At 67.4% G+C, this 13,239-nt stretch carries 13 protein-coding genes and 2 pseudogenes; 9 read left to right on the top strand and 6 right to left on the bottom strand.

The window, feature by feature from the left end; all coding sequences use genetic code 11:
- Positions 1-86 precede the first annotated feature (86 nt).
- The 3 genes from ABH926_RS26915 to ABH926_RS26905 form a co-directional block, all read right to left on the bottom strand.
- Positions 87-1,199, bottom strand: a complete 1,113-nt coding sequence (locus ABH926_RS26915) for a MerR family transcriptional regulator (protein ID WP_370368756.1) — start codon at positions 1,197-1,199, stop codon at positions 87-89.
- A gap of 806 nt (positions 1,200-2,005) precedes the next feature.
- Positions 2,006-2,983 (bottom strand): hypothetical protein, encoded by a 978-nt coding sequence (locus ABH926_RS26910; protein WP_370368565.1) that lies wholly within the window; start codon positions 2,981-2,983, stop codon positions 2,006-2,008.
- Positions 2,976-3,524, bottom strand: coding sequence for a SigE family RNA polymerase sigma factor (locus ABH926_RS26905; protein WP_370368564.1), 549 nt, complete (start codon positions 3,522-3,524; stop codon positions 2,976-2,978). Before ABH926_RS26905 ends, ABH926_RS26910 begins: the two co-directional genes overlap by 8 nt.
- Positions 3,525-4,194: 670 nt before the next feature.
- Between ABH926_RS26905 and ABH926_RS26900 the strand changes: the two genes are divergently transcribed.
- From ABH926_RS26900 to ABH926_RS26870, 7 genes and pseudogenes are all read left to right on the top strand, one after another.
- Positions 4,195-4,494 (top strand): hypothetical protein, encoded by a 300-nt coding sequence (locus ABH926_RS26900; RefSeq protein ID WP_370368563.1) that lies wholly within the window; start codon positions 4,195-4,197, stop codon positions 4,492-4,494.
- 34 nt (positions 4,495-4,528) lie between these two features.
- On the top strand, positions 4,529-4,942 hold the full coding sequence (locus ABH926_RS26895; protein WP_370368562.1) for a DUF6262 family protein: 414 nt from the start codon (positions 4,529-4,531) through the stop codon (positions 4,940-4,942).
- Positions 4,939-5,097 carry a hypothetical protein gene (locus tag ABH926_RS26890; protein WP_370368561.1) on the top strand — a complete coding sequence of 53 codons (159 nt, stop codon included), beginning with the start codon at positions 4,939-4,941 and terminating at the stop codon, positions 5,095-5,097. Before ABH926_RS26895 ends, ABH926_RS26890 begins: the two co-directional genes overlap by 4 nt.
- Complete coding sequence (locus ABH926_RS26885) at positions 5,094-6,137, top strand: GNAT family N-acetyltransferase (protein WP_370368560.1); 1,044 nt, start codon at positions 5,094-5,096, stop codon at positions 6,135-6,137. The genes ABH926_RS26890 and ABH926_RS26885 overlap by 4 nt, the downstream gene beginning before the upstream one ends.
- Before the next feature lie 573 nt (positions 6,138-6,710).
- The gene (locus ABH926_RS26880; RefSeq protein ID WP_370368559.1) at positions 6,711-6,893 is read left to right on the top strand and encodes a hypothetical protein; all 183 of its coding nucleotides are present in this window, start codon (positions 6,711-6,713) and stop codon (positions 6,891-6,893) included.
- Between the two features lie 52 nt (positions 6,894-6,945).
- Positions 6,946-7,359, top strand: coding sequence for a hypothetical protein (locus ABH926_RS26875; protein ID WP_370368558.1), 414 nt, complete (start codon positions 6,946-6,948; stop codon positions 7,357-7,359).
- A gap of 244 nt (positions 7,360-7,603) precedes the next feature.
- A pseudogene (locus ABH926_RS26870) lies at positions 7,604-7,819 on the top strand (site-specific integrase); the annotation flags it as partial.
- A gap of 516 nt (positions 7,820-8,335) precedes the next feature.
- Here ABH926_RS26870 and ABH926_RS26865 read toward each other — a convergent pair.
- Positions 8,336-8,935 carry a TetR/AcrR family transcriptional regulator gene (locus tag ABH926_RS26865; protein WP_370368557.1) on the bottom strand — a complete coding sequence of 200 codons (600 nt, stop codon included), beginning with the start codon at positions 8,933-8,935 and terminating at the stop codon, positions 8,336-8,338.
- Between the two features lie 194 nt (positions 8,936-9,129).
- Here ABH926_RS26865 and ABH926_RS26860 point away from each other — a divergent pair, with 194 nt between their 5' ends.
- A complete protein-coding gene (locus ABH926_RS26860) occupies positions 9,130-9,639 on the top strand; it encodes a cupin domain-containing protein (RefSeq protein WP_370368556.1) in 510 nt (169 codons plus the stop codon).
- Between the two features lie 101 nt (positions 9,640-9,740).
- A pseudogene (locus ABH926_RS26855) lies at positions 9,741-10,589 on the top strand (IS256 family transposase); the annotation flags it as partial.
- Between the two features lie 417 nt (positions 10,590-11,006).
- Here ABH926_RS26855 and ABH926_RS26850 read toward each other — a convergent pair.
- Together ABH926_RS26850 and ABH926_RS26845 are read right to left on the bottom strand one after the other, a co-directional pair.
- Positions 11,007-11,972, bottom strand: coding sequence for an alkaline phosphatase family protein (locus ABH926_RS26850; protein WP_370368555.1), 966 nt, complete (start codon positions 11,970-11,972; stop codon positions 11,007-11,009).
- Positions 11,973-12,236: 264 nt separating this feature from the next.
- A complete protein-coding gene (locus ABH926_RS26845; RefSeq protein ID WP_370368554.1) occupies positions 12,237-13,160 on the bottom strand; it encodes a hypothetical protein in 924 nt (307 codons plus the stop codon).
- Positions 13,161-13,239 lie beyond the last annotated feature (79 nt).

The following is a 13,239-nucleotide window of genomic DNA, read 5'->3' as shown; positions in this document are numbered from 1 at the left end:
TCCTTTCGTAGTAGTCTGCGCCAGGCACGCAGCATCAGATGGCCGTCCACGGCTGACATGACCGAGGCGGCAAAAGGGGCGTTGTCTCAGGCGACGAGCAAGCGCAAACCGAGTTCCGCCGCATCCAGGCCAAGCAATTCGCGATTGCGCTCGGACCACCGCCCCGAGGCGAGGTCGTCACGCAGGTCGCTCACCGCCCGCTGCTCGGCCTTCGCGCCGACCCTGGTCCAGGTCGATACCGCGCGGCGCACATGCTCGTCCAAATAGGCTTCGGGCCGACGCCAATGCGCCTCGAAGAAGCCATCGGCGCAGTCCCACGGGATGAGCACCGGTTCGACGCGGGCCCCGATCGCCTCCGCGAGATCGGACAACGACCAGTCCGCATGGAGGCTGGCGACCTCTGGCAGGTAGTCGCGCGTGAGCCAGAAGCGGCGGCGCCACGCGAAGTCGCTGGCGTCGAACGTGAACACCACCACCCGCTTGGCCACACGCCGCATCTCGCGCAACCCTGCGATCGGGTCCCTCCAGTGATGAACGGTGCTGAACGCCATCGCGGCATCGAAGCACCGATCGGCGAACGGCAGCTGTTCGGCGACAGCCCCGACACACGGCGCCGCACCCGCCGGCCGCTGCGCCCGCATCACCGCCGAAGGCTCCACCGCGACGACCTCGCGCCCCGGCGGCTCGTAGGCACCGGTGCCGGCCCCGACGTTCAACACGGTCCGCGCGTCACCCACCGCGGCCCAGACCTGCTCGGCGATCCGCGGCTCGGTGTGCCGCGTCACGGGATACGCGTCCCCGATGACGTCATTAAGCCGCGCGCCGAACATCCCAAGCTGCTGTTCCAGCGTCAGCGTCATCCCCGTCGCCCGCGCCTCCAACTCCCCGTCGATGGCAGCCACCATGGCATCGGCACTGTCACGCTGCCCCAGCAGCAGCCCACGCAACCGGCGCAGGTGCCCGACCGCGTCAATGGACGGATCACCAACCAAGTCGGCAATCTCCCGCAGCCCGAACCCCAACCGCCGGTAAACCAGCACCTCCCGCAACCGCTCCACATCACCGGCCGAGTAGGCCCGGTACCCGGACGCGGTCCGCGCCGACGGACGAACGAGCCCGATCTCGTCGTAGTGATGCAGCGTACGGACGGTCACGCCGGCCACCTCCGCCACACGCCCGACAGTCAGGTGCTCCTCCATGCCGACGACTATGCGGCATGACGTCACGTGAGGGTCAAGCGTCCCGATGAACGCCACCGACCTCGTCGGCACGCCGACCGAGCTCGCGCCGGACGGCTCGTTCGACTGGCACGCCACGACCAGCCTGTACGGGACACCGATCGTCACGTCGAGCAGACTTGGTACTTGTCAATCAAATGCTCCCCGACAGCAGTTCCGGCGGCTGGTTCCAGGGCTAGAGCATGTTCACCTGGTAGGGGAAAGGACCATCGACGACCACCTCCAGCGGCGAGTGTCGACCGAATCATCGCGGCACAGGCCATCGGCCGGGCAAAGGCCCACGCCGACCTGGCAGCACTGGCCGCCGCCGGGATCGACGAGCGCGTCGGAGCCTGCACGCCCTACCAGGCAGCGGCCGTCATCATCGAATACCTCCTCGACGCCTGGACCGATCCAGATCCCCAGAAGGCCGCCGAGGCACTCGGCTACGCCTACTCTCCATTCGCCGACGGACTCGAGGAGTTCCCCGACCTGACGCCGGGGGAGCCGCTCGCCGAGATGGAGACGGCCTGCCAGTCCGCGGACCTCGACGCCGTGACCGCACTCGGCGAGCCGATCACCGTCGAGCAGTTCGACGAACTGGCCGCCGCGCCGGCATCGGTCGCACTCGGGCAGGCCTACCGGGCGCGGGTCGAGGAGCCCAATTCGCCGGAGCGTAGTCGGCGGCTGCAGGGGATGGTGGCGTCGAGTTCGTCGCCGACGTACGTGGGGGCGGCGCCCCAGAGTTGGGAACGCCGCCCCGCAGCAACAACAGAGTCCTACGTCACTCAGTGCTTGAAGTGCTCAAGAGCCGCTTCGAGCGCCCTGACGAGCGCAAGATTGCCATCGAACGCCTTCAGCTGCGCGTCTGTCAGTGGGATCGGCACGAAGGTTCCGCCCACTTCAGGCAGACCCGAGGCCGGTAGCACTCCGCCGCTGATCGCCATCGTCGCCATTGTGCCGTCCGGTGCAAAGACCTCGAAGGACGTGCCCTCGGGGAAGGACTTGTCCATTTCGACGATGTAGGCGCCGTCCTTCACACATGTCGCGATGCTCTGGCTGCATCTGGTCTTCGGGTCCTGCAGCTCGTCCGGGACGCTCGGGTTCTTCCCATGGGCATTCACATCAATGGTGGCGGCGCCGCCGTTGTACGTCAGCTGGAAATCGCCCAGGCCTGCCGCGGGGTAGCCGTCCGCGGGCGGGGGCGCGCCGGGCGTGCCCTTGAACGTGTACGTCGCGGGTTTGGTCTGCAGCGTCACGCCGGGCAGCACCTTCCGCAGGGCCGGCAGCAGCTGCTGGCAGGCCCAGCTTGCCTCTTCCTGCGTCCGCGGCCCCGCCCCGTTCGGGTACGTCTCCGCATCCGGCTTCGCCAGCCAGGGCCCCTTGCAGTCCGCGCTGATCGTCGATGTGGGGACGTAGTCGGAGGCCGAGCCGGGCAACGTTGCCGTCGTCGACAGCTTCAGCTGCCCGTCAGTCGCTTTGGTCCGGGTGGGCGAAGCCGGGACGCTGGCGCTCGGCCGCCCGGGCGGTGCTCCCGCCCCGGCCGAATGGCCGGCCGGGGCGGCACCGCCGCCGACGAGCACCGAGGCCAGGGCCACGGTACCCAAGACGGCCAGGGTGCTGCCGGACATGGCGGCCAGGCGCATGCGGCGCTTGCGGCCGTAGCCATCCAGGGCGGCCGGCACCAAGTCCACGAGCGGGGTATCGGAGCCAAGAGCCTGGTCGAACAGGCCTCGGACGGAGTCTTCGGGAGTCTGGTCAGTCATGGTCGGTCCCTCTCCGCACGCCGGTGTCGAGGCCGCGCGGTTCGAAGTCGGTCAGGGAGTCGCCGAGCACGACGCGGAGCTTGGCCAGAGCCCGCGAGGTCTGGCTTTTGACCGTTCCGGTGCTGCACCCGATGATGGCGGCCGTCGCCTCCACGCTCAGGTCGTGCCAGAAGCGCAGGACCAGGACGGCCCGGCCCTTCCTCGGCAGCTCGGCCAGCGCCGCAAGCAGCGTCAGCCGAAGTTCCGGTTGGTCGGACGACGGAACGGACGGATCGATCCCAGCCCAGGTCTGACGTTCGCGGCCGAGTTTCCGCCGCCGGCTCAGATAGGCGTTGATCAGGATGCGATGGGCGTAGTCGTCCAGAGAGTCAGCCCGCCGCGCCTGGTGCCAGGCGTAGCACAGGTTCGTCAGCGCGGTCTGCGCGAGATCTTGCGCGTCGTGCCAGTCCCCGCACAACAAGTACGCCGTACGGAGCAGGTGCTGCTGGCGCGCCACGGCGAACTCGCCGAACTCTGCCAGACGTTCCGTCTCATTTCGCATTCCCTGTCCCTCATCCGGTCCGCCGATCGAGACATAAAGAGTCACGACGTTCCGATCCGGTTCCATGGCTCCGGCCGAGGACGACGATGTCGTTATTGGGTCGCGGGCCTTCAGGATCGAGTGTCAGATCCCTACTAGCACGACGGTGCTGATACGCCGGCTGTCGACGAGGTACGCCACGCCATGGCCGCACTGCGGCAACATCGGCTGGAAGTACCGGTCCGGCACACACGAGACGGCCGCGGCGGTCCGGACCACCCTCAGCGCCGGAGCCCCGCGCTGGGAGGGACTTGGTGATGGAAGTAGCGGCAACCTCACGCGCCGCCGGGTCACCATCAGTGCCACCGGACGAGCCACCCACGAGCAGCGGCGCGAAGCGGAAGAAGGACGGGCGACCACAGCTACAGATCGCATTACATATGGGCCTGCCCCATGCCGGCTCATCCCGCGTGTACGGCGACGCAACACGCCCACGAATCAAGAGTCAGAAGGCTCGACTCAAAAGGACCCGCACAGGTCTGTGCCTGCCGAATACCTCGTCCGGGCAGGTCATCAAGGTATGGGCTTGTCATGCCGGTGCGGGGTCCACCTGCGGGTCACCCCCTGTGATCTCTGCGTCTGACCTATCTCGCAGTCACCAACGCCTTCGCGGTGTTGCGGGTTGTTGCCGATGAGCGACCGGGACAAGAACGCGGAGATCTTGTCCCTACGTCATCAACTGGCGGTCCTGCAGCGGCAGCAGGGCTCAAACCGGGCCAGGTTCGCCCCGGAGGACCGGGCGTTCCTCGCGGCACCGCGACGGCTTGCAGAAGGCGCTGGCCAAACCTCGGCCTGCTCCAGCAGGCCCTGGCCGTTGGCTACGGCCGGCCCCCAGGACCACTTCGGCTGGATGCGGTCGCTCGCCTTCCGCGCCGCCGAACTCGCCCAGACCACCGACGACCCTCCGCACGACACCGAACAGGAACGATGACGACGCATGACCCCAGCCCACCACCACGGCAGCGGTGCCGTCCCAGCGGACCAGCCGCGCGCTGGCCGCCCGTCAAGCTCGCACCGAGGCGAGCCTCGACCGAGTTCGCGAAGTGGTCAGCCGCATGCTCAAAGACAAGACCCCGATCACCGTGGCCGCCGCCGTCGCTCGCCGAGCCGACGTCTCTCGCACCTTCCTCTACGACAATCACGAGGCCAAACAGATCATCGAGGCAGGCACTGCTCAGGCTGCCGGGCGCCGAGCCGAAGGCCGCGAAGCCGAACAGCAGTCGATGGAAGCCTCCTGGCGCGAGCAGGCGCTGAACAGTGAAGACGCGCTCAAGCCGCGCACGCCGAGATCCCGCGCCAGCGCGAGCAGATCGCCGAGTTCCTCGGCCAGATCCGCGAACTGGACACCGGCTGGACCGAAGAGGACCGCAGCCGCATGACCAGCGGGAACCTCGCGCTCGAGCGTGCCGTCCGCGATCAGGAGACGGAGATCCGCGCCCTCACCGACAAGCTGGCCGCCGCCCGCGAGAACAACCGCTTCGTCGACCGCCGCATCGCCGACCTCGAAACCCGCGTCGTGGACTTGCAGCCATGACCGGGTGCAACTCACCTCGTCGGGAAACCCGGTGGCAGCTCGCACGCGCAGCGAATACTGTCGGCCGCGTGATCGAAGAATCCAGCTCCCTTACGTGGCGACCGCTCACCATCGGGGATGCGAAGGGGAGTGCCGATCTTCTCAATGCCATGGAAGCCGTCGCCAAGATCGGCGAGCACTACGTCGAGGAGGACACCCTCCAGGAGCTGATCGACCCTTATTTGGACTTGGAGCGTGCGAGCCTCGGCGCCTTCGACGGCGACATCATGGTCGGCTTCATGAAGGTCAGCTACAAACCGGCCACAGAAGAAGTTCACCGGGTCTCCATGGACGGCGGGGTCCACCCCGACTACCGCCGCCGAGGCATCGGCACGGCGCTCGTGGAAGCCGGGGTGGCGGCGGCGAAGGCGCTGCACGCGCAGCAGCACCCGACGGTGAAGCTCGTGGTCCAGGTCCAGAATGCCGAGCACATCGCTGGCGCGGCCGAGCTCTTCCGGTCTCAGGGCTTTGCGCCGGTCTGGTACTACCAGCAACTGGAGCACTCGCTCGGCGCGGCGATCCCCGACGCGGCGGTCCCCGAGGAGCTGCGGGTGGAGCCCTGGTCGGAGCAGAACGACGAGGAGTTCCGGATGATCCGGAACGAGTCCTTCAAGGACGCGGGTCTGGCGGAAATGCCCGTGGACAACTGGAAGAACAGGATGATCAACCACGCGTTCCAGCCAAACCTGAGCTTCTTGCTCCGAGACGTGGCGAACGGGGCTCCAGTGAGCATGCTGTTGACCAAGTGCTGGGAGGCCGACACAGTGGCCACCGGCGACCGCTCCGTGCACTTCATCCTCATCGGCACGCTCCGGGACTACCGGAGGCGCGGCGTCGCCAGCGCGCTGATCGGCCACGCGTTGCGGGCCGCCGCCGATCAGGGCTACGACCGCGCAATCTTGCGTGTGGACTCGGCAACCCCGTCTGAAGCGTCCGGGATCTACGAGAAGGCAGGGTTCGCGCTCAAGTTGCGGTTCGTGCGCTGGGCGCTCGACAGCTGATGCCGTGCCCGGAATCGTCGGCGGTCACCGCCGAGGAAATGCTTGGTCAATAGCTGACACCGCGTCACACACTGGCGAAACAGGACACTCAGCCTCATCGGCGACACGCCGACCCTGCATCAACGCTGCACCCGTGGCGGACATGTGCGCTATGTCCCGGCGCAGCTCAGAGGGGATACGAACACCGAGCCGCCCGGAAGAGACGTCAAGCTGATCAGCTCGTCCGAGCTGATCCGATCCGACCACCAACGCGCGTCGAGGATTCGCAGGCCCAGTATTCGGCGTAGCTCGAAAGTGGCCACGGCTAGTACCGCAGCGGCAGCGGCCTCCCACACAAGCCCCAGTCCGACGCCACCCCAATCGCCGCCGCGCAGGACAGCCCTGCCGCCGTCGTCACTCCAGGCAAGATCTGTCCCGCAATCCCGCTCCCCCGGAAGACCAGCGCACTTCCGATAAACCCGATTCCAGTCAGCGCCCCCACCGCAGCCGTAGTGGCGCCGATGCCGACCACCATGCTGATCAGAGCCGTCGCGACACCCACGAGCGGGAACACCGGACAACCTCATCGCGCGCGTGGCCGAGGCCGAGCGCGAAGGCTGGCTCGGCGAGGTCGAAGGGCTGAAGGTCAGCCTGGCCGGCGCCGAGGACAAGCTCACCCAGCTCGACCGACGCGACCTGCACAGCGTCGACCTGGGCATGCCGACTCGCGCCCCGGCTTTCGCGCGTACCGTCGCAGCCCACAGCGAGCAGTCGTGAGCAGCTCGAAATGGCTTGGCCGCCGCCCTCCAAGACCGCTTACGCTCGCCTTATGCGGACCGTCTTCGTCTTCCCAAGCGGCGAGATGGCCACGACCGTGGCGACGCTTGACGATCTGTTCGACGGCCAGGCCGGCTTTTGGACGGACGGACAGCTCTACATCAACCTCGAAGACACGCGTGACGGCCAACTGTTCAGCGACTGGGAACCCGATGACGTCCGGCTGCTGGAGGCTGCTCTCGGTTCCCGCCCATTCTGGGCATTGCAAGTCGACATCTCCGGTCGTATCGACGGCACGGCCGAGATCCGCGGCCTTGTATCCTGCCTGCTCCAACGAGGCGGCGTCGCTGTCGACGATTACTCCGGCCACTGCTGGACCCTGCGGGAGATCGAAAACGAACTCAGGGTCGACGAGCTGGGCTTCTTCGATTTCCGCACCTACCACGACAGGACCCGCGACCAGTAGTACCCGTCGTACGCCGACCCCAGCTCTCGAATGCCAGGTCCGGTGGGGTCTACTCAGGACGCCGTTCGCGCGTCACGCGTGCGACCACCCCGCGAGCCGCCTCTTACTCCCACCGGTTCGGCCACGAAGACCTCGGGCGCCCTGGCGACACCTGTTGACGGGACAGGCCGATCCTGGCAAGACGACCGAGATCCAACCAGCGAGTTTCGCATCGCAGAAGCAAGATCGGCTCAAGTTCAGAGAAGCATGTGCCAGGTGCTCGCTCCTCCGGCCAGACCCGGCCCAACGCGGCCGACTAGAGGAGATCCGCGACAACCTACGCAACCGCATCGCCGAGGCCGAACGCGAAGGCTGGCTCGGCGAGATCGAAGGACTCCACGTCAGCCTGGCCGGCGCAGAAGCGAAACTCGCTCAAATCGATGCTCGCGCCAACGAGGCCAGTGGGCCCCTTGGAACACCGGTCGCCGACACCATGCCAACAACTGCCGACCCCGGCGAACCGGACGCCCACGCAAGGTCGCCTCAATCCGTGCAGCAGGCCGCGCCATTCTGTGCAGTGCCCGCACTGATCACCGACCCACAGCGGATCACCGGGCTCGACATCCGTCGACACGACCGACTCGGCGGCATCGTCTACGAGTACCAACACGCCGCTTGACCTGCCTGGACGACACTATCGGCAGGCGCAAGGTCTTCCGCGCCGTGCCGCGCCCATCGCGTTCTTCCCACTGGTTCGCGTGGCTGCGCACCGATGACCTCAAAGGTCTGTATCACAGGGCCCTGAGATGGGCGTCAATGCTGTCTGCGGATGCCGCTCGGCAGCACATCTGGACCGCGCCGACCTGGCTCGTCCTCACGGTCGCGGCAATCGCCTACGCCTGGTGGGCGAAGTACCTTCCTGTGCGGGGCCTTCGCGAGGACGCGCGTGGTGCTCATCTGCCGGGCTTTGCTTCACCGGCCCCGGCCGGCCACGTCGTCAGTCGCGTCGCACGTCTAGAGCGCCGCGGTCGCGGGGCGTCGCACCGTCTCGGATGAGGGACAGGAGGCGCAGGACGTCCCCGGCTCCGGAGGCGGCCGCGTCGGCGATCGCGTTGACCACCGCGAGCAACTCGCCTATCGAGACGTCGCCACGCACGGAGCCGGCGGCTGCGGCCGACTCGAGAAGAGCGCCGCCTGTCTCTGCGAGGAGCACGAAAGACCTGGCCTGCGACGTCGTACTAGCGGCCCCGCCGCGGATCAGCTTCGAGAGCGCGTCGTCGGCGGCACAGTGAACGGCGACGTGTTCGAGCCAGCGCCATAAGGCCTCTGCCGGCGAATCCGTCGCGCCCATCTCGCGACCCTTCGCGCACAAGCGGCCGACGTCCTCGATGAACACGGCGTCCAGCAGCGCCTGGCGGTCGGGGAAGCGGCGGTGCAACGTGGCCGAGCCCACTTTGGCCTCGCGGGCGATCTCCTCCAGCGATGCCTCGGCACCGTCCCGGCGGAACAACACCGCGGCGGCCTCGACGATCGCGGCCCGGTTGCGCGCCGCGTCCGCGCGCAACGTCGGCGGGTTCGGCGGATTCTCAGAGCTCACGGTGTCGTCGTACCTGTCGCAGGATTGTGGTGGCCGGGCCCGTCGTACGGACCCGGCCCGGCGCACCCCATGCTAACGACTCGACCCGGCGGTTGCACGGCAGATCAGAACCCCGATACCGTAAGTGGTGTGGCACCCCACTTATCCTCTGAGCGCTCCTACGGCTCATCCGACATCCCAGAACGGAGTCACCCGTGACCTTCGCGTACATCGCGCGTGCCGGCGAGCAACAGCGGCTCGCCTGGATCGGCGGAAGCGTCCACCACATCACGCTCGATGCCGCCGCGACCGACGGACGGCTGAGTGCGATCCGCTCCACGATGCGCAACGGGACGGCCTCGCCCGTCCACGTCCACGAACACGAAGACGAGACCGTGTTCCTGCTCTCGGGGACCGGGGTGTTCTGGGCTGGCGACAAGCGGTGGGAACTGCGATCCGGCGACACCGCGTTCCTGCCGCGCGGCCTGCCCCACACCTATCTGTTCACCTCTGAAACGGCCGAACTGCTCACCGTGTGCAATCCGGCCGGGATGGAGGAACTCTTTCGCGCGGCGGGATGGGACCTCGCTCGCCCGCAGCCCGAAGACTGGGCTGTCGACCTCAAGGTGTTGGCGGAGGCGGGCGCGGCCGCAGGACAGTCCGTCCTCGGTCCGCCTCTGCGCGCCGACGACGCGATGCCGGCCGATTACCTTCACCGTCGCTGACGGAAAGCCGGCGCGCGGCATTGAGCGCATCCGTCCTCACCTGAGGGAATGGCGCACCCCGACACCCAGTATGAGCAGGGGCAGGGCGCAGGGTCAGTGTCCTGAACCCGAAGACGGTGCTGACGGATGTCGGTCCGGTTCGAGATCGACGTGCCCCGGGATCGGGACGGCTCGTTCGAACCGAAGATCGTGGCCAAGCGGCAGCGAAGGATGTCCGGAGTGGACGACCTGGTGATCTCCCTGTTCGCGAAGGGCCTGACCACCGGCGAGGTGCAGGCGCATCCGGCCGACGTCTACAGCGCCGAGGTGTCCCGGCAGACGATCTCCACCATCACCGACAAGGTGCTGGACGGCATGGCCGAGTGGCAGAACCGCCCGCTGGACCGCGTCTACCCCGTGATCTTCATCGACGCGATCCACGTGAAGATCCGGGACGGGAAAGTCGCCAACCGGCCGATCTGTGTCGCCCTGGCCGTCACCGTCGAGGGCGAACGCGACATCCTCGGGCTGTGGGCCGGCGACGGCGGGGAGGGCGCCAAGCACTGACTGCTGGTGCTCACCGAGCTGAAGAACCGCGGAGTGGACGACGTGTGCATGGTCGTCTGTGACGGACTGAAGGGCCTGCCAGACGCGGTCGACAAGGTCTGGCCCTTGGCCATCACCCAAACGTGCGTCGTCCACCTGCTACGGAATAGCTTCCGCTACGCCAGCGCTATCCGGCGATCACGAAGCTGTGGGAGAACGCCTGGGCCGAGTTCGTCCCGTTCTTGGCCTTCGACACCGAGATCCGCACCATCGTCTGCTCCACCAACGCCATCGAGTCGGTCAACGCCCGTATCCGGCGGGCGGTCAAGGCCCGTGGGCACTTCCCGAACGAGCAGGCTGCCCTCAAATGTGTCTACATGGCCATTATGAGCCTGGACCCAACAGGGAAGGGCCGGGGCCGCTGGACCAGTAAGCCTCTACATCAACCCCGTTACACCGTTAGCTGGACAGACCCGACCTCGAGCCCGCGCCGTGGCCGCGGCGCGATTCGAGGCGCCTGCTGGCGACCCTGGGCCGACCGGCGCAAGGCTCCCTGCCCGCCGCAGTGTTGGAAGCCTGGGCGAACACGACGGGGTATCTGCCTTGCTAGTGCGATGTATTCGTCAAAGTGCCTATGCGGCAGCCGACGCCGCCGGAACACTCCGGTGGCACATTGCCCCGATCGAACCGAGACCATTTCCGTCTGCATCGCAGCAGACGGGAGACACGGGCAACCTCAGACGGCCTTACGTCCATGGCGGCGACGCCGCCTGGACGAACGGCACGAGAGCTGGAAACCTCCCCGGTCCCACTGTTCCGACCGGGGAGGTTGGATACGAAACTCAGAGGCGGAAGGCCGACTTCATGGACAGGACCTGCGGGTCTGCCGCGTGGCCCAGCCTGCCGTGCAGGTTAAGCAGCTCCTCGGTGGTCTTGAGCAGCGAGTAGTGGTTGAACAGCAGGTCGGACTCGGTGCCCGGGCGGGTGCTCGGGCTGACCACGATGGTGGCGACGTGACAGCCTACGTCGGTGGTGTTGTAGGCGCAGTCGGAGGTGTTGCCGTGCTCACCCTCGTCCCAGGTCAGGAACAGCGCCGTGGAGCCGTCCCGGTAGTCGTCGCTGTTGGTGATGGCCGCGACGGTCTGCTGCAGCCACTGGTCGCCGACCGAGATCGGGCAGCTGTGGGTGTCATGGCAGATGTCGGGGGCGACGAAGCTGAAGTCCGGCAAGCCGTTCTTCAGCGCGTCGGCAAAGGCGCCGGAGGTCAGATCGCCCATCGGCACGTCGTACTTCTGGCAGTCGGCGGCCAGCGACGGGTAGTAGACCGGCGGGTTGTGGTTGACGTCGTACGGCGGCGCCCATCCGCTGTCGAGCGGGCCCTGCTGGCAGTTGCCGCCGCTCATCCCCTCGGCAAAGGTCGTCCACGTCTTATGCGCCCGTGTGATCTGGGCGAAGATGTTGTCGGTGTTCTGCGGGCACTGCGACGGCGTGCAGTCGTCGGCCCCGCCGAGTTGACCGGAAGTGACAGCCAGGTAGTTGGGTGCCGACGGGTGCGTGATGTTGTGGTAGTTCGTAGCCAGGCCACACTCGTCCGCGAGCTGGTTGACGTAGGGCGAGTCGGCGCCGCCGATGATGTCGTCATAGGGCTGGTTCTCCATGAAGAGCCAGATGACGTGCTTGTAGTGCGGCTTGGCGTTGTGCTCGGTCCCGCAGGGCCCTGAGGCCTGCGGCTTCTGCTGCTGAGCGGCCATGGCCGGCGCCGCGGTGGGCAGGCAGAGCACCGCGCCGGCCAGCAGGGCCAGGAGCATGCCCTGTACCTTCCGGCCGGTAAGGGATGGAAAACGACTTGCCATGAACGCCCCTCCTGGGCTTCGGGTTCACTTACGCGGCCAGGATGATCGTCGAACATGTCGCCTCTCCCAGCACGAAGTGAAGGCGACCCGTCGGTCGCCCGGCAGTTAGTAAGGAAGGCTTCTCAAATCCAGTGCGGATCTGGCGGAATCCGACCCTTGGCGGCAGACCACCCACGAACGACTGACGAGTCGCGGGCGATCCATCCGCCGGGACGGGCTCTACGCGCCGCCGCCGCGACGGAAGGTATAGACAGTCGTCGACGCATCGCAGGGGCTCGGCGGGATGATGGCCACGCGCAGGTCCCCACTCGCACGGTCGTAGTCGTCGCCCTCGACCTCGAAGGGGTTGTCGGCGGTCGCGGCACACGCGCTCTGCAGCGGCAGTTCGCCGACCAGCTTGACGTGCGCGGTCACGGTCTCGCCGTGCAGCGCCGTCGGCAGGTCGATCTCCAGCAACTGCTTGGGCACCGGCCACAGAGTCGTGTCCGAGTCGTCGGTGCTGCACAGCAGCCGGCGGGAGTCCAGGAACGTGCAGCCCTGAACGTCCGCGATCGGGTGGTCCAGCTCGATGGTCGCGGCCAGCGGCAGCTCGCCGCCGGTTCTGGGGGCGTCCCGGTTCAGGATCGGCGTCGGGAAGACCAGCAACCGAGTCATCACATCCCACTCACCAGAGACCATCCACTTGCCGTCGGGGGCGACGGCGGCGTACGAGTTGTTGTACTCCTCGCCGGGAGTGAGCGTGTGCGTGTACTCATAGCTCGCACCGGACGGCGTGGTGACGCGGAACATTTTCGACGTAGCCGGAGCGGCGCCGCCCCACTGGTAAGCGTCGAAGACGTATCCCCGGCTCGAGTCCGGGTCGCCGATGTGCGTCCATCCTTCGGCGGCGACGGAGGCCGGGATCGACCCGCTGCCTCGATAGAGCTCATAGGACGGCCCGGTCCGCGGGTCGACAGTCGCCATGCCCTGGTTGCCGAACTGGGAGCTGACCGACGTCTGCCCGACCAGGTTCCATCCGCCGAGGCCGGTGCCCGCCGTCCGGTCCACGGCGGCGTGCGCCACACCGGCGGACACGCCGAGCAACGCGGCGGCGGCGAATGCCAGGCCGGTCGTCAGCCTTCGAGTTTTGTTCAAGGAGTTCATGCGCCCGATGCTGTCGCCCCGACATGGCCTCCATGACGCGGCGTGGTGAACATGATCCAACACTCCCGCCCGAGGCTCC

Source organism: Catenulispora sp. GP43 (assembly GCF_041260665.1).
Lineage (GTDB): Bacteria > Actinomycetota > Actinomycetes > Streptomycetales > Catenulisporaceae > Catenulispora.
Note: the sequence above shows the minus strand (reverse complement) of the source record. Positions and strands in the feature narration are given on the sequence as shown.